This is a genomic window from Providencia burhodogranariea DSM 19968 (assembly GCF_000314855.2).
Lineage (GTDB): Bacteria > Pseudomonadota > Gammaproteobacteria > Enterobacterales > Enterobacteriaceae > Providencia > Providencia burhodogranariea.
The window spans coordinates 381,495-406,859 of sequence record NZ_KB233222.1 but is presented as its reverse complement, the minus strand read 5'-3'; the positions used below and the strand labels follow the sequence as shown (position 1 = coordinate 406,859).

The 25,365-nt window shown below is 38.4% G+C and carries 20 protein-coding genes; 10 read left to right on the top strand and 10 right to left on the bottom strand.

Going from position 1 to position 25,365, the window contains the following annotated elements; translation table 11 throughout:
- The first annotated feature begins 121 nt into the window (after nt 1–121).
- On the top strand, nt 122–1,024 hold the full coding sequence (locus OOA_RS01670; protein WP_008910383.1) for a LysR family transcriptional regulator ArgP: 903 nt from the start codon (nt 122–124) through the stop codon (nt 1,022–1,024).
- 379 nt (nt 1,025–1,403) lie between these two features.
- On the top strand, nt 1,404–2,405 hold the full coding sequence (locus tag OOA_RS01665; RefSeq protein ID WP_008910382.1) for an FUSC family protein: 1,002 nt from the start codon (nt 1,404–1,406) through the stop codon (nt 2,403–2,405).
- A 167-nt stretch (nt 2,406–2,572) separates the two neighbouring features.
- Here OOA_RS01665 and OOA_RS01660 read toward each other — a convergent pair whose 3' ends face one another.
- The 10 genes from OOA_RS01660 to nadC form a co-directional block, all read right to left on the bottom strand.
- Nucleotides 2,573–3,307 carry an oxidative stress defense protein gene (locus tag OOA_RS01660; protein WP_008910381.1) on the bottom strand — a complete coding sequence of 245 codons (735 nt, stop codon included), beginning with the start codon at nt 3,305–3,307 and terminating at the stop codon, nt 2,573–2,575.
- A gap of 120 nt (nt 3,308–3,427) precedes the next feature.
- Complete coding sequence (argO, locus tag OOA_RS01655; protein WP_008910380.1) at nt 3,428–4,045, bottom strand: arginine exporter ArgO; 618 nt, start codon at nt 4,043–4,045, stop codon at nt 3,428–3,430.
- Between the two features lie 377 nt (nt 4,046–4,422).
- The gene (gene mscS / locus OOA_RS01650; RefSeq protein ID WP_008910379.1) at nt 4,423–5,298 is read right to left on the bottom strand and encodes a small-conductance mechanosensitive channel MscS; all 876 of its coding nucleotides are present in this window, start codon (nt 5,296–5,298) and stop codon (nt 4,423–4,425) included.
- 138 nt (nt 5,299–5,436) lie between these two features.
- On the bottom strand, nt 5,437–5,808 hold the full coding sequence (locus OOA_RS01645) for a YacL family protein (protein WP_008910378.1): 372 nt from the start codon (nt 5,806–5,808) through the stop codon (nt 5,437–5,439).
- Nucleotides 5,809–5,940: 132 nt separating this feature from the next.
- Nucleotides 5,941–8,538, bottom strand: coding sequence for a bifunctional aconitate hydratase 2/2-methylisocitrate dehydratase (acnB, locus tag OOA_RS01640; RefSeq protein ID WP_008910377.1), 2,598 nt, complete (start codon nt 8,536–8,538; stop codon nt 5,941–5,943).
- Nucleotides 8,539–9,192: 654 nt separating this feature from the next.
- Nucleotides 9,193–10,620, bottom strand: coding sequence for a dihydrolipoyl dehydrogenase (gene lpdA, locus OOA_RS01635; RefSeq protein WP_008910376.1), 1,428 nt, complete (start codon nt 10,618–10,620; stop codon nt 9,193–9,195).
- Between the two features lie 205 nt (nt 10,621–10,825).
- A complete protein-coding gene (gene aceF, locus OOA_RS01630) occupies nt 10,826–12,682 on the bottom strand; it encodes a pyruvate dehydrogenase complex dihydrolipoyllysine-residue acetyltransferase (RefSeq protein WP_008910375.1) in 1,857 nt (618 codons plus the stop codon).
- Between the two features lie 13 nt (nt 12,683–12,695).
- On the bottom strand, nt 12,696–15,362 hold the full coding sequence (aceE, locus tag OOA_RS01625) for a pyruvate dehydrogenase (acetyl-transferring), homodimeric type (RefSeq protein WP_008910374.1): 2,667 nt from the start codon (nt 15,360–15,362) through the stop codon (nt 12,696–12,698).
- 165 nt (nt 15,363–15,527) lie between these two features.
- Entirely contained in the window at nt 15,528–16,298 is a 771-nt protein-coding gene (pdhR, locus tag OOA_RS01620; protein ID WP_008910373.1) for a pyruvate dehydrogenase complex transcriptional repressor PdhR, read from the bottom strand.
- A gap of 1,040 nt (nt 16,299–17,338) precedes the next feature.
- Nucleotides 17,339–18,262, bottom strand: a complete 924-nt coding sequence (gene nadC / locus OOA_RS01615; protein ID WP_008910372.1) for a carboxylating nicotinate-nucleotide diphosphorylase — start codon at nt 18,260–18,262, stop codon at nt 17,339–17,341.
- 109 nt (nt 18,263–18,371) lie between these two features.
- On the opposite strand from nadC, the gene ampD reads away from it, so the two are divergent.
- The 8 genes from ampD to OOA_RS01575 form a co-directional block, all read left to right on the top strand.
- The gene (ampD, locus tag OOA_RS01610; protein ID WP_169316239.1) at nt 18,372–18,914 is read left to right on the top strand and encodes a 1,6-anhydro-N-acetylmuramyl-L-alanine amidase AmpD; all 543 of its coding nucleotides are present in this window, start codon (nt 18,372–18,374) and stop codon (nt 18,912–18,914) included.
- 391 nt (nt 18,915–19,305) lie between these two features.
- Entirely contained in the window at nt 19,306–19,731 is a 426-nt protein-coding gene (gene ppdD / locus OOA_RS01605) for a prepilin peptidase-dependent pilin (RefSeq protein WP_008910370.1), read from the top strand.
- 13 nt (nt 19,732–19,744) lie between these two features.
- The gene (locus OOA_RS01600; protein ID WP_008910369.1) at nt 19,745–21,145 is read left to right on the top strand and encodes an ATPase, T2SS/T4P/T4SS family; all 1,401 of its coding nucleotides are present in this window, start codon (nt 19,745–19,747) and stop codon (nt 21,143–21,145) included.
- Complete coding sequence (locus OOA_RS01595) at nt 21,145–22,332, top strand: type II secretion system F family protein (protein ID WP_008910368.1); 1,188 nt, start codon at nt 21,145–21,147, stop codon at nt 22,330–22,332. The genes OOA_RS01600 and OOA_RS01595 overlap by 1 nt, the downstream gene beginning before the upstream one ends.
- Nucleotides 22,333–22,632: 300 nt before the next feature.
- A complete protein-coding gene (gene coaE, locus OOA_RS01590) occupies nt 22,633–23,250 on the top strand; it encodes a dephospho-CoA kinase (protein ID WP_008910367.1) in 618 nt (205 codons plus the stop codon).
- Complete coding sequence (gene zapD, locus OOA_RS01585) at nt 23,247–24,005, top strand: cell division protein ZapD (protein WP_008910366.1); 759 nt, start codon at nt 23,247–23,249, stop codon at nt 24,003–24,005. The genes coaE and zapD overlap by 4 nt, the downstream gene beginning before the upstream one ends.
- A 16-nt stretch (nt 24,006–24,021) precedes the next feature.
- Nucleotides 24,022–24,219: a DNA gyrase inhibitor YacG gene (yacG, locus tag OOA_RS01580; RefSeq protein WP_008910365.1), complete on the top strand. Its 198-nt coding sequence runs from the start codon at nt 24,022–24,024 to the stop codon at nt 24,217–24,219.
- 546 nt (nt 24,220–24,765) lie between these two features.
- A partial coding sequence (locus OOA_RS01575; protein ID WP_008910364.1) for an IS982 family transposase occupies nt 24,766–25,365 on the top strand: 600 nt, incomplete at its 3' end.

The window sequence follows — 25,365 nt, the reverse complement described above, 5'->3', positions numbered from 1 at the left end:
CCTCGTTAATAGCATTTCCATGCTGTTTTTTGTGATTCATATAATGTAATCAATATTTCAGGTGTTCTGACACAAAATATGGCATAGTAAGCGGTAGAATAATACCAAGGAGATCCCCCCAATGAAGCGCCCTGATTATCGCGCGTTGCAAGCACTGGATGCTGTCATTCGTGAAAGAGGCTTTGAACGAGCAGCACAAAAATTGTGTATTACACAATCTGCTGTTTCGCAGCGTATTAAGCAGCTAGAAAACTTATTTGGTCAGCCATTACTCGTTCGTACAGTGCCGCCACATCCTACAGAACAAGGGCAAAAACTATTAGCACTGCTGCATCAGGTTGAATTATTAGAAGAACAGTGGCTCGGCGATGAAAATGGAGGGTCAACACCTCTATTGCTTTCACTTGCTGTTAACGCTGATAGCTTAGCAACTTGGTTATTACCTGCACTAAATCCTGTTTTAAGTAACAGCCCTATTCGCTTGAATATACAAGTGGAAGATGAAACACGAACGCAAGAACGTTTAAGACGAGGTGAAGTTGTCGGCGCTATCAGTATTCAACCTCAAGCTTTACCGGGGTGTTTAGTCGATAAGCTAGGTGCTCTAGATTATATATTTGTTGCATCACCGGGTTTCGCTGCTCAATATTTTCCTGATGGTGTAACGCGTTCATCACTCCTCAAAGCGCCTGCGGTAGCTTTTGACCATCTTGACGATATGCACCAAGCCTTTGTGCAGCAGAACTTTGGGCTTTCGCCGGGTAGCGTCCCCTGCCATATTGTCAATTCATCAGAAGCATTCGTACAACTCGCAAGGCAAGGTTCCACTTGCTGTATGATCCCTCATTTACAAATAGCGAATGAGCTAAAAAATGGTGAGTTAGTCGATTTAACACCAGGCCTCTGCCAACGTCGGATGCTCTACTGGCATCGCTTTGCACCAGAAAGCCGAACCATGAAAAAAGTGACTGATGCGTTACTAAAAACTGGGCATCACCTGTTAAAGCAGGAAGAGGACCTCTAAGTTCAGCAGGCACTAAAATTTAAATCGTCTATAAACCAGTAGATTACGTAAATTTATGCCTGCGCACATTAAGACGCTTTGATGTTAAATATACTTAGCGACTCGAATCACACTATTATCTCTATAATAGGTATATTGTATCAATTCGTTTATATCCTCAATAATTCGAATGAATGTAAATAATAAATACGACTATCCCTAAACCTTCGATAAAATGTGATTCGAGTGACTCAACATAAGCAAAATATGAAGCTTAAACTATTCGTTCTTTAAATGACTAAATATTACTTTTTTATATTTTGAGAGTTCAAGCTTATTTGCATTTTTCCTTATAATAATGATAGTTATTTAAACATGAATCTTTATATCCAGCTTGCCGATGCTTAATTACACAAAAAATATGCGTTTACTGACCTCCACTAAAACTGTACGTGCATTCTTAATGGCACTTAGTACTGTATTCCCATGGAGTGTCGGTATTTTATTGGGTAATGCCCAATATGGTAGTATCGCGGCTTTCGGTACCTATTTATTATTGGTCTCTTTCCCTTATCTTCCATCAAAACATAAATACCGAATACTAACTATATCTGCTTGTATTTTTAGCTTATTTGCTACAATTGGCGTTAATGTTACGCTTGGTTCATGGATGTTTTTCCTTTGTGCACTACTCGCTGCATTTGCACAATGTCTTGGCGAATTAAAAGAAGGGTATTTTCGATTACCTGTTGCACTCGCGACATTAGCTTTCTTTTTATCAGTTGGACAAATACCTGCTGGCGGTCCAACAAATTATGGTATTTGTTTTTCTGTCGGACTATTGTGGGGAGCTATAGTTGCCTTTATCTGTATCCCAACCACTCAAGATGTTGCACAAGAACATTCGATTGATTTACTGAAAGATAAAAATCAAAAACGCTTTGCGTTTAGCATGATATTAGCATCATTGTTAGGAAGTATTGCAGCTTGTATGAGCCCTGGATCACATCCTTGTTGGCTAACTGCTGCGGGTCTTCGAGTCATGAAACCAACACGAGAACAAACTATTTATCGAATGAAAGCAAGAGGGATTGGTACGTTACTTGGTGCTGCCGTGGGGGGATTGCTATTAGGCTTATCACCATTACCTTGGTTACATGTATTACTTGTGGGGGGATTGGTATTCACAATGCTATTGATTGGAGCTAAACGCTATGGCGGCTGGTCATTTTGCCTGACTGCAATTGCACTTGCATTTAATTTATTGCCTGAGGGTGATCCCTTAACCATGGCATCAAACCGAGTTATGTTAACCATCGGCGGTATTTTTATTGCTTTACTGATGCTTCTATTCCTTCCCGCAAATCCTAACCCGTTAAAAAATAAAACAAAAAATGGATAGTTTTAGTGCTTGAGTGACTAGACACTTAGAATAACTCTCCTTTTTTCTTCTCCCTACTTTTTACCACTATCTCAGCTCTAAACAGGGTTATTTTAGTGTAAATCAAATAAGCCATCACTCATAAAGTAACGAGCAATGGCCTGGGATTCACTAACAATCTGATATAATTAACGTTTTAATTCAAAAACCACATCCACTTGGTCGTTAAAATCAATACTTTGCTGGTCATAAGTTTCATTGACACTAGGTGCTGGAGCATCAGCAGCAGCCATTCTTGCACTAAATTTCATTACTGGCGCAGGATATGGCACAGCATCAGGAGCACGATAGCTCACGCTATACACTGGGCCTAACTGAACACTAAATCCTTTTGCGAGTGCACTCGCCTGTTCAATGGCATTCTTAATGGCTTTTTCACGTGCTTCATCTTTGTATTGTTGTGGGTTATTCACACCAAATTGCACTGAGTTGATTTCATTAAGACCTGCTTTCAATGCACCATCCAAAAGTGTATTTAACTGGTCCAATTTAGTTACTTTAACTTCTACAGAGCGAACCGCGGTATAGCCAACAATTGATGATTGCTGAGATTCTTTATTGTATTCATACTTAGGTTGAGTACGAACATTAGCGGCATTGATATCTTTCTTTTCGATGCCATTTTGTTTCAGAAATTCAAAATACTCAGCAACACGTTTATCAACATCAGCTTTCGCAGCTGCTGCATCTTTTTCAGTGGCTTCAACATTGATATTTAATGTTGCCATATCAGGTACAGCCTTAATAATTGCATTACCTGATGTTGTAATATGTGGTCCTTCCGGAAGTGGATTTGCTTGCGCAATAGCCGGAACCGTAACACCCGCCAACATGGTGGCAAGAACAAGAGACTTTAACTTCACAGGACCTCCTAATAAATAATAATAAGACGTAGTTGGATCATATATTTAAATGACTCCCACTACCTTATCTAAACCTTAGCACATAGACAGTAAAATTAGTTTCGGATTAATAAGAAATTATCAATAACCTAACCCTTGTTTTGCTAATTGAAAAGCAATAAACCACATAATTAGGCCCACAAAGAGATTAATAATTCGCTGCGAACGAGGTTTATTTAATATCGGTGAAAACCAAGCAGCTAGCATTGCCAGTGCAAAAAACCAGACAAAAGATGCAGTTAAGGCTCCAGCTGTAAACCATGGACGTAATTGGCTATCAAGCTGGCCACCGACACTACCTAATACAACAAAAGTATCTAAATAAACATGTGGATTCAACCAAGTGACAGCAAACAGCGTCACTATGACTCGCCAACGATTTGCAACTTTATTTTCCGCTTGTATTATAACATCATCACTATACATTGCGGTGCGGAATGCGCCATATCCATACCAAATAAGAAATACGACACCAGCCCATGTAATTAATTGCATAAGAATTTCAGATTGACCAAGAAGAGCACTTCCTCCAAATACACCTGCGACAATTAAAAACGTATCACTTAACGAGCATAAAAATGCACTCATTATATGATATTGTTTTCGACTTCCTTGCTGCAATACAAAGGCATTTTGTGGACCTAAAGGAAGAATCATTGCGGCTCCCAATAAAGCACCCTGTAAATAAATCGTAAACATGCATTAATTCCCAATAACTATTCATTTTATTTAAATGAATTCTAATCAATAAGAATTATTAGTTAAAATTATTAATTCTAATACATGATTAGAGTTACTTATAATGAAGCAATTTAATATATCGAAGTATTACTGGCATAAATGTCTTAATAAAAAGCACTAAAGCTATACTGGCAACATCATTTTAATTACAAAATTCATCTAAATAATTAAAAATAAGGTTGTATATGGCGAGTTACATGAATAAAAGTGTTATCTAGGTATTCAAATTTCGTAATTTACGTCAATAGGTAATCAAGGATTGAACGTTAAATTCTTTAATAAAAAGTGGGGACAATTCATATGAACGGCCCCCACTTTGCTATTAATTAATATTCTTATTCCGCTGAAGCTTTTTTCTCTGCCGCTTGTGCTTGCTGATACAAATGAACATCCATTTGTGGGAATGGAATACCAATATTGTGCTTATCAAGCGCACGTTTAAAGTTTTCCATTAAGTCCCAATAGATAGGCCAAGCATCACCATTAGTAGCCCAGAAGCGCACCAGATAATTTAAAGATGATGGCGCCATTTCATGTAAACGGATTGTCACCCCTTTATCATGTTGAATACGGCTATCTGCTGCAACAATATCACCCAAAACCTTTTTCACAAGGTCAATATCTGAATCATAAGCGACACCGACGATAATATCAGTTCGACGATTTGGCTCACGAGTGACGTTAATGATGTTGTCTGCAATAATTTTACCGTTTGGGATGACAATAATACGGTCATCTGATGTTCTCAGTGTAGTAGAGAAGATCTGGACGTGCTGTACTGTTCCTTCCACCGCGCCGATTTGTACATATTCCCCCGCACGCAATGGTCTGAAAACAACCAATAATACACCCGCGGCAAAGTTACCTAATGAATTCTGTAATGCCAAACCTACAGCCAAACCAGCGGCACCCATTACGGCAATAACTGAGGCTGTTTGGACACCGATTTTGCCCAGTACAGCAATAAATGTGAATGCAATGATGGTATAACGTGCAATTGCTGATAAAAAATCGCTCACAGTTGAATCAATACCGCGTAATGTCATTACACGATGTAAACCACGACCAACCCATTTAGCGATCAACATACCGACAATAAGGATGACAATAGCGGAAACGATATCAACCGCATACTGAACTAATAAATCCTGATTTGCCGTGAACCAACCTGTCGCGTTATTCAACGCCCCTGTAACATCATCCGTATTCATAAATTCCTCTAGCTTTGAGTTGAATTATTTTGCTAACTTTATACCGATTAATTCACCTTTATTCAGGTAAATAACGCAATACATCTTTTAAATCATAGCTGCAATTTTTAAAATCAGACAATAGACTAAAACAAAATTTTATTTAACTTTATTTTCTAAAACAAATCTTCTGTATTCATTCAGCATACTAATAAAATCATCAATACCACAAAATGAGACACTTTCATTATCGTAGTAACTCATACCTTCTTCCAGACCGTCCGTTTCAAAAGATAGTTGATTGGCGCGGATCATGACTTCTTCATCATCTAATATCAGCGTGTACTCGTGACCAATCAGCTCCCACTGTTTTTCACTTCCTTTGAGCGACTCGTAGCTAACTTCTATTGTATCTAATAGGCTTAAATCACCTTTGACTTCTTCATTAAGCCAATAGCCAATAGCTTCGTGATCCATTGAAAATTTTGCAGATATTTCGCCGGTAATATCCTGAAAAAATTGGTAGTCCATAAAACACCCCACACCAGACGTTATTATTAGTAATTATACCTCTAGTTAGACATTAATGTTTACTCTAGTCTGCTTTAAAACGAAAAAAGGCCCCGAATATTTCGGAGCCTGTAAATTATTTAAAGTAATTTATTAAACAGTAGTCTGGAAAATCACACTATCTGCTTTTTCAGTATATTGTTCTAACTGATCAAAATTCAGGTAGCGATAAGTATCTGCTGCGGTTTCATCTACTTTACTTATAAACTGTAAGTATTCATCTGGAGTTGGTAAACGCCCCAACAGAGAAGCAACAGCAGCCAGCTCAGCTGACGCTAAGAATACATTAGCTCCCGTTCCAAGACGGTTAGGGAAGTTACGCGTTGAAGTCGAAACAACCGTAGCGCCATCAGCAACACGTGCTTGGTTACCCATGCACAGCGAACAACCAGGAACTTCAATACGTGCCCCACTCTTACCAAACACACTGTAATAACCTTCCTCTGTCAATTGTGCTGCATCCATTTTAGTCGGTGGAGCAACCCATAGACGAGTTGGTAATTGACCTTTGTGTTGGTCAAGTAATTTACCCGCGGCACGGAAGTGACCTATGTTCGTCATGCAAGAACCGATAAATACTTCGTCGATTTTTTCATTTTGTACAGCTGATAATAAACGAGCGTCATCAGGGTCATTTGGTGCACACAGAATCGGTTCTTTGATATCATTTAAATCGATTTCAATCACCGCAGCATATTCAGCATCTGCATCGGCTTCAAGAAGCTGAGGATCTGCTAACCAGCTTTCCATCCCTTTAATTCGACGCTCGATCGTACGACGATCACCATAACCTTCAGAGATCATCCACTTCAGCAAGACAATGTTTGATTGCAGGTATTCGATGATTGGCGCTTTATCGAGTTTAATCGTACAACCCGCAGCAGAACGCTCCGCTGATGCATCTGCCAACTCAAAAGCTTGTTCAACTTTAAGTTCAGGTAGACCTTCAATTTCAAGAATTCGGCCAGAGAAAATATTCTTCTTACCTTTTTTCTCAACAGTCAGTAAACCATCTTTGATCGCATATAGAGGGATCGCATGAACAAGGTCACGAAGTGTGATACCCGGCTGCATTTCACCTTTAAAGCGAACCAAAACTGACTCAGGCATATCAAGAGGCATAACGCCTGTTGCAGCAGCAAATGCAACTAAGCCAGAACCCGCTGGGAAAGAAATACCAATTGGGAAACGAGTATGTGAATCACCACCAGTACCGACAGTGTCAGGTAATAGCATGCGGTTCAGCCATGAGTGGATAATACCATCGCCAGGACGCAGAGAAACACCACCACGATTCATAATAAAATCAGGTAATGTATGATGAGTCGTGACATCAACTGGCTTCGGATATGCAGCTGTATGGCAGAATGACTGCATCACTAAATCAGCAGAGAAACCAAGACAAGCTAAGTCTTTTAACTCATCACGAGTCATAGGGCCTGTTGTATCTTGAGAGCCAACAGAAGTCATCTTAGGTTCGCAATATTCGCCAGGGCGAATACCTGGATGACCACAGGCGCGACCAACCATTTTCTGCGCTAAGGAGAATCCACGGTCACTTTGAGCAACAGATTTCGCATGACGGAAAATGTTAGTCACTTCTAAACCTAATGATTCACGCGCTTTGCTGGTTAAGCCACGACCGATAATCAGCGGAATACGACCACCAGCACGAACTTCATCAACCAATACATCTGTTTTTAGTTCAAACTTTTCTAATAATTCACCGGTTTCATGATTGCGAACTTCACCTTTAAATGGATAGATATCAATCACATCACCCATATTTAGCTTAGACACATCAACTTCAATCGGTAGCGCCCCTGCATCTTCCATCGTGTTAAAGAATATTGGTGCAATTTTGCTGCCAAGTACAACACCACCACCACGCTTGTTAGGGACGAATGGGATGTCATCACCCATAAACCACAACACTGAATTGGTTGCTGATTTACGTGAAGAACCTGTACCAACAACATCACCGACATAAGCTAATGGGAAACCTTTTTTGTTCAGCTCTTCGATTTGCTTTATTGGGCCAACATTACCTTGATCGTCAGGCTCGATACCTTCACGAGCATTTTTCAGCATAGCGAGTGCGTGCAATGGAATATCTGGACGAGACCATGCATCTGGTGCTGGAGACAAATCGTCAGTATTCGTTTCGCCCGTAACTTTAAATACTGTTACGGTCATTTTTTCTGCAAGTGCCGGGCGTTCCAAGAACCATTCAGCATTAGCCCATGATTCAATAACTTGCTTAGCGTATTCATTACCCGCTTTAGCTTTTTCTTCTACGTCATAGAAGTTATCAAACATCAGCAAAGTATGTGAAAGTGCTTTTGCAGCGATCGGAGCAAGTTTAGCGTCATCCAATGCTTCAATAAGTGCATGAATATTGTACCCACCCTGCATTGTGCCTAACAGTTCAATTGCTTTATCAGGGGAGATAAGAGGAGAGGTTGTTTCACCTTTCGCGATAGCGGCTAAAAAGCCAGCTTTGACATAGGCTGCTTCATCAACACCGGGCGGTACGCGGTTGGTTAGCAAGTCTAATAGGAAATCTTCTTCACCTTTAGGTGGGTTTTTCAGTAGTTCAACCAGTGCAGCTACTTGTGGCGCGTCTAATGGCTTCGGGACAATCCCTTCAGCAGCGCGCTCGGCTACGTGCTTACGGTATTCTTCTAGCACGACGTTCTCCTCGCTTCATTGTAATTTATATACCCGGCTGTCTGCACCATTCTGAAAAATCATCATCCGGTGCCAGGTCAGAGGAACTTGCTCACATAATCTCAATGGCTATAAAATTATGTCCAGCTTCGGGCGTCCAGCATAGCAGAGTTTGAATGAAATGTTAATTCATTCACAAGAAAGCAACATACCCTGCTTTTTTAGGCCTTAACAAACAATTACGAGTTTATTTTTAATTTAAGATACGATAAACAATCATAAAGAGCAGATTAAGCCCCCACTTTTTATAATGCATTTGGAGGTTTATAGCACCCTCTTTTGTCGCTTTTTACCTTTGATATCACAAATTATTTTTACTCGGTCAATTAACGCAGGTTCTTAATTGATAAGGTAAATCATTTCGATTTATAAAGAGAGTATCAACAACCTACTTTATTTTCTTTTTAAGCTAAATCGCTATCTATTGCTACCATGCCAAAAAATCATCAACATTACTCATAAGTCAAACATAACCCCCAGATCTAATTTAAATTAGGCTATTTTTCAGCTTATTTATAAAGCAAAAAAAGGCCATCGAGTTTCCTCAATGGCCTTAAACGCTGACTTGATAAACAATACACTAAAAATATTGTTCATCACTGTAACAAAAGAAAATTATTTTTTCTTTTTCGCTTTCGCATTTGGCAAGTCAGTGATGCTACCTTCGTAGATTTCAGCTGCCATACCAATTGATTCGTATAGTGTCGGGTGAGCATGGATAGTCAATGCGATATCTTCAGCATCACAACCCATTTCGATAGCAAGACCGATTTCGCCCAGTAGCTCACCACCATTAACACCAACAACCGCACCACCGATAACACGGTTAGATTGTTTATCGAAAATAAGCTTAGTCATACCTTCAGAGCAATCTGATGCAATCGCACGGCCTGAAGCAGCCCATGGGAAAGTTGCAACTTCATAGCTAATATTCTTCTCTTTAGCTTCTTTCTCTGTCAGACCAACCCAAGCAACTTCTGGCTCGGTATAGGCAATGGATGGAATAACTTTTGGATCAAAGTAATGTTTCAAGCCAGAGATAACTTCTGCTGCAACGTGACCTTCATGAACACCTTTGTGAGCCAGCATTGGCTGACCAACGATATCACCGATAGCGAAAATGTGCGGTACATTAGTACGCATTTGCTTATCAACATGAATGAAACCACGATCATCAACTTCAACGCCTGCTTTGCCTGCATCAAGGTTTTTACCATTCGGTACACGACCAATCGCAACCAAAACTGCATCATAGCGCTGCGGTTCTGCGGAAGCTTTTTTGCCTTCCATAGAAACATAGATACCATCTTCTTTAGCTTCAACCGCGGTCACTTTTGTTTCTAAAAGAAGATTGAATTTTTTACTGATTTGTTTAGTAAAGACTTTAACCACATCTTTGTCAGCCGCAGGGATGACTTGGTCAAACATCTCAACAACATCAATCTGAGAACCCAGTGCATGATACACAGTTCCCATTTCCAGACCGATGATACCACCACCCATAACCAACAGACGCTCTGGAACTTCTTTCAGTTCTAACGCATCTGTTGAATCCCAAATACGTGAGTCTTCATGAGGAATAAATGGTAACTGAATAGGACGTGAACCAGCAGCAATGATAGCATTATCAAAGTTGATAGTTGTGCTACCATTTTCGCCTTCAACAACCAGAGTATTAGCGCCAGTAAATTTACCAAGACCGTTAACAACGTTAACTTTACGGCCTTTAGCCATACCAGCCAAACCACCAGTCAGCTGATTAATCACTTTTTCTTTCCAGACGCGAACCTTAGAAATATCAGTTTTTGGTTCACCAAAAACAATACCGTGTTCACCTAAGGCTTTAGCTTCTTCAATCACTTTTGCTACGTGTAGCAGTGCTTTCGAAGGGATACAACCAACATTTAAACAAACTCCACCTAGAGTTGAATAACGTTCAACTAAAACTGTTTCTAGACCTAAGTCAGCGCAACGGAAAGCCGCAGAATATCCTGCAGGGCCTGCACCAAGTACAACTACTTGGGCTTTAATTTCAGTACTCATCATGACCTCTTTTTGTTTTGTCCAGCGGGGCAGCCGAAAAAACGAATTATTCCACTGGAAAGTACACACTACGAGCAGTTTACAGAATTGTTAACACCCTGAAAAGGCTCATTACGTGATACAACTCCCAACGTTTCGGATGAACAGTAAAAAACTCTGCCCCAGCCTAAATAAAACAGACCGGCTAATCAGCCGGTCTAATTTATTACATCACCAGTCGGCGAATATCGCTCATCAATTGACCTACTAAGGTGATGAAGCGAGCACCATCGGCGCCGTCAATCACACGGTGATCAAACGAAAGAGACATTGGCAGAATTAGGCGAGGTACGAATTCACTGCCATTCCATACTGGTTTCATGGAAGAGCGAGATAGACCCATAATTGCTACTTCTGGCGCATTTACAATCGGTGCAAAACCGGTAGTTCCGATACCACCAAGGCTAGAAATTGTGAAACAGCCGCCTTGCATATCAGAAGCAGTTAATTTACCTGCACGCGCTTTCTTAGAAACTTCCATCAGTTCACGAGAAAGCTCCATGATACCTTTTTTGTTCACATCTTTGAAAACTGGAACAACAAGGCCATTCGGTGTATCAACGGCAATACCGATGTTGATATATTTCTTTAAGAACAAGCGTTGAGCATCTTCAGAAATAGAGCTATTGAAGCGAGGCATTTCTTCTAGCGCACGTGCGACAGCTTTCATGATAAAGACTAATGGTGTAATTTTGACACCAAGCTGTTTTTTCTCAGCTTCTTTGTTCTGTTGTTTACGGAACTCTTCAACTTCAGTGGTATCAACATCTTCCATCAAGGTAACATGTGGGATCATTACCCAGTTACGGCTAAGGTTAGCACCAGAAATCTTCTGAATGCGTCCCAGTTCAACTTCTTCAACTTCACCGAATTTGCTGTAATCGACTTTAGGCCATGGCAACATGCCTGGTAAGCCGCCACCAGCTGCTGCTGGTGCTTCCGCACGTTTAATCGCATCTTTAACGTAAGACTGAACGTCTTCACGTAAAATACGACCTTTGCGGCCAGTACCTTTGACTTTAGCAAGATTAACACCAAATTCGCGAGCTAAACGGCGAATAACTGGTGTTGCGTGAATATAGGCGTCATTTTCAACAAATTCATTTTTGCTCTCAGTTGCTTTTGCAGGTGCTGAAGGAGCTGGTGCAGATGTCGAAGCGGCTGGCGCAGCTGGTACTGATGCTGCTGGAGCAGTTGGTGCTGCACCTGCAACTTCAAAGGTCATGATAAGCGAACCAGTTTTAACTTTATCGCCCGCTGCAATTTTAATCTCTTTAACTGTACCAGCAAATGGTGCAGGGACTTCCATTGAAGCTTTATCACCTTCAACAGTAATGATTGATTGCTCAGCAGAAATGCTGTCGCCAACCTTAACCATGACTTCAGTGACTTCAACTTCATCACCGCCAATATCTGGCACGTTAACATCTTTAATAGCAGAAGCCGTTGGAGCTGGTGTTGCAGCTGCTGCTGGCGCGGCCGCTGGAGCTGCACCTGCAATTTCAAAGACCATAATCAGTGAGCCAGTTTTTACTTTATCGCCCGCTACAATTTTGATTTCTTTGACTGTGCCTGCAAATGGCGCTGGTACTTCCATTGAAGCTTTATCGCCTTCAACAGTGATCAGTGATTGTTCTTCTGATACTGAATCACCGACTTTAACCATAATTTCAGTAACTTCAACTTCATCGCCACCGATATCAGGTACAGCAACTTCTTTAAGAGCAGAAGCTACAGGTGCAGCAGCAGCTTGTGCTGGAGCCTCAGCTGGCGCAGCCGGAGCTGCGCCTTCTGCTGATTCAAATACCATGATTAATTTACCAGTTGTGACTTTATCGCCAACCGCAATTTTAATTTCTTTAACCACACCAGCTTGTGGTGATGGGACTTCCATAGAAGCTTTATCACCTTCAACAGTGATCAGTGATTGTTCAGCTTCTACTTTATCACCAACTTTAACCATAACTTCGGTGACTTCAACTTCATCAGCACCGATATCAGGTACTTGGATTTCAATAGACATTGATTATTACCTCTTATGCCAGACGTGGGTTAACTTTTTCTGGATTGATGTTGTATTTTTTAATCGCTTCTTCAACGACCTTAACATCAATCTCACCACGTTTAGCCAATTCACCCAGCGCCGCAACGATCACATAAGATGTATCCACTTCGAAGTGGTGACGCAGGTTTTCACGACTGTCAGAACGGCCGAAACCATCTGTACCTAATACGCGATAGTCACTTGCTGGTACGAAAGTACGAATTTGTTCTGCAAACAGTTTCATATAGTCAGTTGATGCTACAGCTGGTGCATCATTCATAACTTGAGCAACATATGGCACACGTGGTGCTTCAGATGGATGCAGCATATTCCAACGCTCACAGTCTTGACCATCACGAGCCAATTCAGTGAATGAAGTTACGCTATAAATATCAGAGCCAATACCATATTCAGTAGACAGTACATCAGCAGCTTCACGAACATGACGCATCATAGAACCTGAACCTAACAGTTGAACTTTACCTTTGCTACCTTCGATTGAAGCTAGTTTATAGATACCTTTACGGATACCTTCTTCAACACCTTCAGGCATTGCATGCATGTGATAGTTTTCATTCAGAGTCGTGATGTAGTAATACACGTTCTCTTGTTTATCACCATACATACGATCCAAACCATCTTGCATGATAACAGCAACTTCATAAGCATAAGCTGGGTCATAAGAGATACAGTTAGGAATTGTCAGTGACTGAATATGGCTATGGCCATCTTCATGTTGTAAGCCTTCACCATTTAAGGTTGTACGGCCTGAAGTACCACCAATCAGGAACCCACGAGCTTGTTGGTCACCTGCTGCCCATAATAAATCACCAATGCGTTGGAAACCGAACATTGAATAATAGATATAGAATGGGATCATTGGCAGGTTGTTAGTGCTATAAGAGGTTGCCGCAGCTAACCATGATGCACCCGCGCCCAACTCGTTAATACCTTCTTGCAGGATTTGACCTTTAGAGTCTTCTTTGTAGTAAGCAACTTGCTCACGATCCTGTGGGGTATATTTTTGACCGTTAGAACTGTAAATACCAATTTGACGGAATAAACCTTCCATACCAAAAGTACGTGCTTCATCAGCAATAATTGGTACTAAACGATCTTTGATCGATTTATTTTTCAACATTACATTTAATGCGCGAACAAATGCGATGGTTGTTGAAATTTCTTTAGATTGTTCTTCAAGCAATTGACTGAAATCACCTAATGCTGGGATTTCCAGTTTTTCGTCAAAGTGAGTACGACGAGCAGGAAGGTAGCCACCTAAATCTTGACGACGCGCATGCAGGTATTTGTACTCTTCTGAATCTTTTTCAAAAGTGATAAATGGCAGTTTTTCAATTTGATCATCAGCAACTGGCACATTGAATTGATCACGGAAGTGACGAACACCGTCCATATTCATTTTTTTCACTTGGTGAGCAATGTTTTTACCTTCAGCAGTTTCACCCATACCATAACCTTTTACGGTTTGAGCTAGGATAACTGTTGGTTTGCCTTGAGTATCAGCTGCTTTTTTGAATGCTGCATAGACTTTCTTCGGATCATGACCGCCACGGTTCAACGCCCAAATTTCATCATCAGTCATATCTTTAACTAATGCAGCTGTTTCTGGGTAACGATTGAAGAAGTGTTCACGAACATAAGCGCCATCACGAGATTTAAATGTCTGATAGTCACCATCGAGAGTTTCATTCATCAGCTGGATCAATTTGCCGCTTGTATCTTTACGCAGCAGAGCATCCCAACGATCGCCCCACATCACTTTAATTACTTGCCAGCCAGCACCACTAAAGATGCCTTCTAGCTCGTTAACAATTTTGCCGTTACCAGTAACTGGGCCATCAAGACGCTGCAAGTTACAGTTAACAACGAATACTAGGTTGTCGAGCTTATCGCGAGTTGCAATTGTAATTGCACCTTTTGATTCTGGCTCATCCATTTCACCGTCACCTAAAAATGCATAAACGGTTTGTCCTGAAGTATCTTTCAAGCCACGATGCTCAAGATATTTAAGGAATTTAGCTTGATAGATAGCACTTAATGGTCCTAGCCCCATTGATACTGTCGGGAACTGCCAGAAATCAGGCATTAGTTTAGGGTGCGGGTATGAAGATAAACCTTTACCACCAATTTCTTGACGGAAGTTATTCATCTGCTCTTCAGTCAGACGACCTTCAAGGAAGGCACGTGCATAAATACCTGGGGAGATATGGCCTTGGAAGTAAACAAGGTCCCCACCATCTTTATTATTTTGCGCGCGGAAGAAATGGTTAAAACAAACTTCATATAAAGTTGCAGAAGACTGGAATGATGCCATGTGGCCACCCAGCTCTAAATCTTTTTTAGAAGCGCGCAGTACAGTCATCACTGCGTTCCAACGAATTGCGGAGCGAATACGGCGCTCCAAATCCATGTTACCAGGGTATGCAGGCTCATCTTCAACAGCAATAGTGTTGATATAATCAGGACTACCAGATGCACCAGCGGCAATATTTAGACCGCCTTTACGCGCTTCATTCAATACTTGTTCGATAATGAACTGAGCACGATCAACACCTTCTTCACGGATGACCGATTCAATCGCCTGTAGCCAGTCGCGAGTTTCAATCGGATCCACGTCATTTTTCAACATATCTGACATGGTGTATTCCTTATCTGTTATCTATTTTTTAATGTTTATGTGGAGCCTATCTTCCTGCTATTTTACCAAAAAATAACCGGAAGATAGGCCCTGCTGTTGTTGCCGCTATAACTCTCAAAAGAGTAGTTATCGTAATACAGACGCAGCAGTCAGTAATCCGTATTACTAATTTAATTCAGGGTGTTGCTGTAACCTGCGTAGAGAACGTTCACGCCTAGTTTGTTCACGGCTTATATCCAAAAGTAACTCTTCTATAAATGCTAAGTGACGATGGGAAGCTTCTCGAGCTTTCTCAGGTTCTCTTGCCATTATAGCGGAGAAAATTTGAGCGCGGTGTTCACTAACTGCGTTATACATTTCTTTACGGGTATATAAGAATTCAAAATTCTGGCGGATATTTTGTTCCAACATAGGAACCATGCAGCGCAACAAATGTAATATCACCACATTGTGAGCGGCTTCTGTAACTATCAGTTGATATTGTAAAACAGCATCGGATTCAGTATCGATGTCACTAGTTTGTTGTGCACTTTTTATTAATTCATAACTTTGTCGAATTCGTTCCAAATCTTCATCGGTCCCACGCAATGCCGCATAGTAAGCTGCAATTCCTTCAAGGGCATGACGAGTTTCAAGGAGATCAAATTGAGATTCTGGATTGCCAGCAAGAAGCTCAGCCAAAGGATCACTAAAGCTTTGCCACATTTGCTTTTGCACAAAAGTGCCACCGCCTTGGCGACGAGATAAAAGCCCTTTGGCTTCCAGAGTTTGAATAGCTTCACGCACTGATGGCCTAGACACGTCGAACTGTCTTGCTAGCTCACGCTCAGGAGGTAACTTTTCGCCGGGGCGTAATGTCCCTTCGAAAATGAGATGTTCGAGGCGTTGCTCAATAACATCAGATAATTTTGGTTGGCGAATTTTACCGTAAGCCATAACCTGCCGTGATCATTAGTGAGTAATTATTGATTCGGTATTACCCAGTGTTAATTGGTAATACCAATTTCATTATGGATTAATAAAGTAACAAAGTATTCACTAGCTGTCCATAAAGACCTTGTGCTAAATCATCAAATCCTGCAAATTTTAACAGATTTTTTTAAAATTTAGCATGTTTTGATAACTATTTCCTGCGCTCGCCACACTAGGATTTAACAATAAAATTGCATTTATATGCTTTTAAATTAAAAACTGAAACGATATAGCCGCCATTAAAACACTTATAAAATCGTTTTTTATGCATTTTTATTCAAAAAGCCACTAGCTATATATTATAACCTAAATTACGTTCATCAAATATTAACAAGGTAGTTAAATATTCACGTAATTTGTTGTTTTACTCAATATATGAGTCATGGATATTCAATTTGCATATCAAATGAAGCGATACAAAAAGCTGGCAAGTCGAAAAAAAGCTCTCACATATTCGTCATACGGGCCGTACACTGGAAACTTTGTGACTCCAGCTTAACCCCCCTTCAATTATGGCAACGCGTTCGATACCTTTCTCATCACTAATGAACATGTAATGACAATTTAGCAGAGCATATAGTGAACACAACGAGGTAAAAGGAGGTTCATAACATATCCGAATCTATAACCTAAAGGATAAATTTTTATTACATAACCTAAATATGTATTATTTATCTACTACAGCTAAAAAGTATGATATTTAGCAGTTATATCTTTACTTCTGGGCATAAGCTGGAATGGAAAAATTTTCAATGGCTCCAACAACTCCCCTTATAAAGTCAAGTTGCACTGAACGGGGATACCGCTAAGCTATTCTATTCATATGATTATCTATAAACCTGCTTTATTGCTGGGCATATTATGAATTATCTTGAGTAAACATTCTCAACAAGTCAGAGAATGTACGATTTTTTAATTAAAAAAATTTGCTGGATATGTAACTCCAGCATTTTTATTTAGGTATTAAATAAAAGAACTATAGTTTTAATTAATTACAATAAATATTATGGGCGATTTAAATGATCTACCTCATTTGTATTAACAAAGCGCATAGATAGATCCATTGCTTTAATATGCTTAGTCAGTGCACCAACAGAGATGAAGTCGATTCCTGTTTCAGCAAATTCTTTGATTGTCTCTAAAGTCACATTCCCTGACACTTCTAAAGCAGCCTTACCCGCTGTGAGAACAACAGCATCCTTCATCATAGTGACAGTAAAGTTATCGAGCATAATAATATCTGCATCTGCTTTTATTGCTTGAAGTAGTTCATCTAAATTCTCAACTTCAACTTCTATCGGCACTTCCGGATACGCTTGTCGAGCCAAATTTACTGCTTGGTTTACAGAACCCGCTGAAATAATATGATTTTCTTTAATTAAATACGCATCAGATAAGCCAAGACGATGATTAAACCCACCCCCCATTAATACTGCATATTTCAAAGCCGTTCTAAGTCCCGGGATAGTTTTACGGGTATCTAATAATTTTGCCCTTGTACCTTTAAGCTGCGCCACATATTGTGCAGTGACCGTGGATACTGACGATAATGTTTGAATGAAGTTTAGAGCCGTTCTTTCCCCTGTAAGCAATACCTGAGAAGGTCCTTGCATATCACAGAGTACCTGATTAGGAGAAACTTTATCCCCATCATTAATATGCCATATAATACTTACCTGTCCACCGAGTTGCTTAAAGACTTCCTCTACCCATTTTTGCCCACAAAATACCCCCTCTTCTCTTGTTAGAATTCGCGCATTCGCTGGTAAATCTGATTGTAATAGCTGGCCCGTAATATCTTTTTTAAGATCAATTATCTGACCAAGATCTTCTTTCAATGAAGCATTCACCATAAATGGAATATCAATCACTAACCTTTGAAGCAGCATTTCACGTCTTTGATTTTCGTCGTAACGCCTTGTAGCCATCATTAAACTCCAAAATATACATTTTACTATTTGCCATCTATGCTAATCTTTTTTGCTAAAGATAACGAATACAAGCGAATAAAGAAAAGAGAATACTATGGTACCTGATATGGAAATATATAATGGCTGGTTAAAAAATGTGACTCATATCCCTTCACCACACTATGATAACCGCCCTGAAGAGACCTCCCCCTCTCTTTTAGTCATCCATAATATCAGCCTTCCACCGGGACAATTTGGTGGGCCTTACATTAATCAACTTTTTACTGGCACACTGAACCCTACAGAACACCCATTTTTTGAGGAAATTAAACATCTTCGTGTTTCAGCACACTGTTTAATCCGACGTGATGGTGAAATTATCCAATATGTTCCTTTTCATTTAAGAGCTTGGCATGCAGGCCTGTCAGTCTATCAAGGTAAAGAAAAATGTAATGACTTTTCGATAGGCATTGAACTTGAAGGCACAGATTTTGAGCCCTTTACTTCCGCGCAATACGACGCTTTGGTAAAACTTACACAACAACTTATTAATCTTTACCCTGCATTAGAAAATCATATTACGGGTCATAGTGATATTGCACCAGGCCGTAAAACGGACCCAGGTCCTTATTTCGATTGGCAACAATTCAGCAGGAAATTAGGCTCTTGATAAAATAATTATTATAATTAATAGCTAATATTATCAGCAACGATATATTAGCTATTACTATTTATAACTAGTTTCATAATAATTCATTCCTGCTATAACGTAAATTCTATTAACTAATATCATAATGTATATTCTGACCTATCTTTACTTATTAAAATAACGTCATTTAGTTTTTTATGCGCTTTTCTATTTAACGTTTCTATCATGGTAGTGAAGTGTTTCCAATTCTAATTTTTACCGAATTATTTCTTTGCGATCACGTTCTAATATAAATGTAATCGCTACATTTTTTATGCTTTTTTTTCTACATATGCTCGCAAAAAATATTTTAGTTAATTAAATGACTATCCATTAAGATTTAAGGTAAAGCCTCATTTAACAAGGAGGCAGTATGAATCAAAAAGGATTTTCTTTAATCGAAGTAATGATTGTTATAGCAATAATTTCGATATTAAGTGCAATTGCCATTCCAACTTATCAAGGATATATGCAAAAAGCAGCAATGACTGATGTACTACAAACCATTTTACCGTATAAAAATAGTATTGAAATATGCTCAGTTAACCAAGGAGCATTATCATCATGCAATTCAGGAAGTGAAAACATACCAAGTAATATAAAAGGAAAATATATTAAAAGCATAGATGTCAAATCAGGAATAATAACTTTCATTGCAGATAAAAGCCTCTCTGGGCTATCTGCAAAATTAACTCCATCTATTCCTGTTGACGGCTCATCTTTTCAGTGGCAAGTTGCATGTGAAAGCAAAGTTAATGATAAATTGAAATCATTATGTGAGCGCACTTTCATTTTTTAATCAAGGATGAATAATGAACACCACCAGGGAAAAACAATTTATATTTAAAGAACTAAAAATCGTATGTGATAAACATTATATTATTATTATTGATTACAATCATAAGCGATTATCGATAGCAGCATCCAAAAAACCTGATGACAATGTACTTGCAACACTACGATTCATTGCCAGTGTTTCTGTCTGCTATGATATCTGGCCTAAGGAAAAAATTGACCATTATTTCAATCAAAAATATGAAGAGATTCAGGAACCAGAAACAACCTATCACGCAAATGAAAATGAACAATTAAATACGACTTCACCCGCTGTTGATTTTGTTGAAAACTTATTTAAAACAGCCGTCAGAAAACGAGCTTCTGATATTCACATTGAACCAACAAAACAAGGGATAAAAATTCGATTACGAGTTGATGGAAAGCTCTACTATGTTCCATCACCTCCTCTTGAAATTAATAATGAAATTATCGCTCGAGTAAAAATACTCGCCAAATTGAATATCGCGGAAAAACGACTTCCACAAGATGGGCAAATGAATTGGCACTTCGATGGACACAACTACAGTATTCGACTATCAACTGTACCGACACTATATGGTGAAAAACTAGTTCTACGAATACTCAGTACCCAACTAAAATATTCTATTGAACAGATTGGAATGCGTGGAAATTTACTTAAAAATTTAAAGAGAAACTTATTGCAACCACAAGGCTTAATACTTGTAACGGGTCCTACTGGTAGCGGAAAAACAGTCACTCTTTATAGTGCATTAGAGTATCTAAACCAATCGTCACGCAATATATCCACCATTGAAGATCCCATTGAAATTCCACTACAAGGAATAAATCAGGTACAAGTTAACGATAAATATGGATTAAATTTCGCCGATGTATTAAGAGCTTTACTTAGGCAAGATCCAGATATTGTAATGATAGGTGAAATAAGGGATGAAGAAACTGCTCAAATAGCAACAAGAGCTGCACAAACAGGCCATTTAGTACTATCGACTCTACACACAAATTGTACATTTAGTGCGATTGAACGTATGTCACAATTAGGAGTGGGTAAGTCACAATTAAGCTCTTGTTTAAAAATGGTGATTGCACAAAGGTTAGTTCGAAAATTATGCCCTCATTGCAAGGAAAAAAATCATAAACAAATACAAATAAATGAAAGCCAAGTAATCAAAGAGTGGTCATCAGCGGGTTGTGAGCTATGCTTTTCCGGCTTTATGGGAAGAACTGCAATTTATGAGTATATAGAAAACGATTCTCTAACCGCTATTTTTAATGATGAAAAAAATAGTGTAAAAAACATTACGACTCTTTTTGATTCCGGATTAAATTTAATTGAATCAGGGGAAACAACATTACAAGAACTATACTCAATCACAGGGAAAGTGGAGGTGTTTTAATGTTTATTTATTCATACACAGCATTAACTAATGATAGTGTTATTATTAAAGATATAATTGTATCTAAAAACAAAAAAATGGCATTTTTTGATGTTCTAGAGCTTAACCAAACCCCCATTAAAATAACATTAATAGCTATATTTATTTTAGATGCTAATAATTTAAATTACCGAATTCACTTTTTCCATCAGCTTAGTACATTAGTCTCATCAGGAATAAATTTACTTCAAAGCCTAACTATCCTTAACAAAAATTGTCGACTGCCATTTTGGAAAAAAATTATTACATTAGCTATTCAGGATATTAAAAAAGGAAATAGCCTATCGGATAGCTTGAAAAAGTATCCAATAATTTTTAGTCATTCTATTATCAATCTCATTAAAGTTTCAGAAAAAACAGGGAAATATAACGAAAACTTTTATATCATTGCTGATATGCTAGAGTATAATTTAAAAATAAAACAAAAAATAAACCAATCATTACGATACCCAGTAACATTAATTTCATTCTCATTTATATTAACTTTCATCATGTTAGTTTATGTATTACCTGAATTTAAAACCATCTATCAAAGTTTCAAACATGATTTACCTATAGTAACTAAAATTCTGATTAACATTTCAGATTTTATTATTGAATACTTAGCCCATTTATTATTATCTATAGTTACTTTAGTATTATTAATTTACAAATTAATAGGTCAACATATCAATTTATTAATAGATTTAACATTAAAAGTTCCTTTACTAAAAAAATTAATTAAATTCAAAAATATTAATATCTATTTTTTAACACTCTCTTCTACGTTGCAAGCCGGCTTGCCGTTGCTTGAATGTTTAAAATGTACCACTGAAGCAATCCATAATCTTAAATTTAAAAAAGAAAGTTTAGAAGTATATCAATCAGTTGTAAAAGGTGAGTCACTATCAAATGCTGTGCAACATAAATATCTTTTTCCAAGCATTGTTCCTCAATTGCTTGCAATAGCTGAAGAATCAGGTCAGTTAGCTCATTTTGTACAATATTTATTTAATTATTTATCAACTCAATATACTACTTTAATTGAAAAATCTCTTAAAAACCTAGAGCCTATATTACTGCTTCTAATGGCTTGTTTAGTTGGAATTCTTATGTTGGCTATGTACCTCCCTATATTTAATTTAGGTAGCGTCATAACTGGTGTTTAATTAATTTTATAATGATGGCATTTTCTTTATTTATGATAGAAATACAAAATAATTAAAGATGTTTTTCAATGGCAAATAAAGTTAATCGTATACAATAAGGCCAATACTTATAGATAACCAGATAAATCAAATAGTAAGCTTTCTTATTTAGGCAATCGACAAGGTTTTACTTTTTATCAATATAGGACCTTCTTATGATTAAGGCATTTATAAACCTATAATATGTATAGAATTATGGATAAAGACAAATGGAGAAAATCGGTGTAACCTATTAGTCTTTTAACATGCATGAATACAAATATGGCTTATATTGTCGCTCTAACAGGTGGTATCGGTAGCGGAAAAACAACAGTTGCCAATGAATTTGCAAAACTCGGGATACCACTTGTCGATGCTGACGTTATCGCTAGGCAAGTGGTTGAACCGGGCTCAGCTGCTCTTAATGCTATCTTGAATCGTTATGGTACAAATATAATTCACTCAGATGGTTCACTCAATCGACAACACCTTAGGGATATTATTTTTTCTGATACAACAGAAAAAGTGTGGCTAAATGCCTTGCTTCACCCTCTTATTCATCAGAAAACCCAGCAGCAACTACAACAAGCTAATACTCCTTATGTTTTATGGATTGTCCCATTACTATTTGAGAACAATTTATCCCATTTAGCTGACCGTGTGCTTGTTATTGATGTCACACCAGAAGAACAAATTTCACGTACAGTGCACAGGGACAATGTCAATGAAGAACAGGTTGCTAATATTTTAAAAGCGCAATCGAGTAGAGAACATCGTTTAGCATACGCTGATGATGTGATTACAAACCATAATGGTGAATTGAACATTTCTGATAAAGTAGCCAAACTGCACAAAAGGTATATGACGCTGGCACAACAGAAAAATAGGAAATCGATATGAGTGAGTCAAACACCGTAGACTTCGTTACTTACGAATACCCGTTGAATGAAAAAATCCGTTCCTGGTTACGCCTCGAAACATTGCTACAACAAGTTTACGAACTTAGCCACATTACATCCTATACCTCAGGTATTGCTTTTCTCCGTTCTGTTTGCGAGCTAATTGAAATTCTCGATCGAGGTGAGGTACGTTCCGACCTAATTAAAGAGCTTGAAAAGCACCGAAAACGCTTAGCTGTATGGGCAGAAGCACCAAATGCGGATAACCAACTTATCTCATCTCTTCTTAACGACCTATCGGCTAAAACAGCGAATATGAACTCAGTCCCACGATTTGGTCAGCAATTAAGAAATGATAAAATTATTAGTATGGTTCGACAACGTTTAACCATTCCCGGTGGCTGCTGTAGCTTTGATCTCCCAACGCTTCAGCTTTGGCTACATATGCCACAAGAACAGAGAAACCCGATTATTAAAGATTGGCTTGATGGCCTAACTCCATTAAAAGATACATTAGATACAATTCTAAATTTACTACGTCATGCGAGCTCTTTTGAAACAAAAGAATGCCATAATGGTTTTTATCAAGATAGTGTTGAGGACAAAGAATTATTGAGAGTAAGACTATCCATTGATAAGCTTATTTATCCGCAAATTTCAGGCCATAAAACACGATTTGCTATTCGTTTTCTTCACATCGACAGTGAAAATGGTATTGTACCCACAATAATGACCTTTGAATTATCCTGCTGCTAATAAGAGGAAGCAATAAATGAGTGAGAATATTGAAGTTAACTGCCCAACCTGTCAGAAAATTGTAATTTGGGGGGAGCAAAGTCCATTTAGACCATTCTGTAGCAAACGCTGTCAATTGATAGATCTTGGGGAATGGGCTGCTGAAGAAAAACGAATTGCCAGTCAAAATGATATTTCTGAAAGTGATAATTGGAGCGAGCAACCGGAAAATTAGTAAGCAACAGAACATAATTTAAATATGTGAGCTTGCCCAGTCATTTAAAAATGAAAATTTCTCTCGACTGGTAATTTAATACCTAACGTGATTTATCTGACAATAAAATAATTGTTAATTCATGGGATACAAAAATTCACTAGATAATAAATTTTTTTGATTTTGAGTAAAAAAAACAACTGCATAGCAACACCTAATAAAAGGCAGATACACTGAGTTAATTATAAAATCGATTTAGTTACCGCTAAAACCATGCCTTACATTTCAACCTCAACATATTGATTAGTAAAGATATAAGGCATAACTGATAATTTAATATTACAGTATCTTCGGCATACTTCAAGTCACATAAATTGTGTAGTGAATACAGATGTATCGTTCAGCCGTCTTAGGAGTAAATTTATCTCACGCTTCGCCTTTTTCAGGGAAATTATTTTTTAACTAACCTGAACTCGGGATAAGAAAAACAAAAAAGAAGGGAACTAAAGCGGGTTCTGTGATCAGATCTTTCGACCAAAAAAGAGACTTTTCACTGAGGAACCCACTATGTGTAATCTAGTTAATTTATTCTGTCATGTCGATGATTTTTGCAAATTATTCATGCCTCAATGGCCAAAACACTTGATTGAAAGTGGCGAGTGCCAGCGGTTACGCCAAACAAGAATGACAAGCAGTGAAATTATGACCATTATTATTGCATTCCATATGTCTCATCAGCGTGATTTTAAGCATTTTTATATTGGATTCATTGCGGTATACCACAAAAAAGACTTTCCAACCTTACTGAGCTACACCCGTTTTCTTGATGTTATGCCGAAGGTTTCAGTGCCATTAAGTTCCTTCTTTACCCATCTAAAAGGTCAACCAACAGGCATTGAGTTTATTGATTCAACCCGTATTAAAGTGTGCCACAACCTACGGCTCCCAAGACATCGAGTTTTTAAAAACTCAGCGGCCAAAGGAAAAGCGACGATGGGATGGTTCTACGGTTTCAAGCTGCATATTATCGTTAACCATCTTGGTGAGATTGTTGCCGCGAAGCTCACGCCAGCAAATGTTAATGATAGAACGCCAGTCAAGGTGCTCTCCAAAGGGCTTTTGGATAAGCTTTATGCAGATAAAGGTTACATCAGCAAAGCATTAACT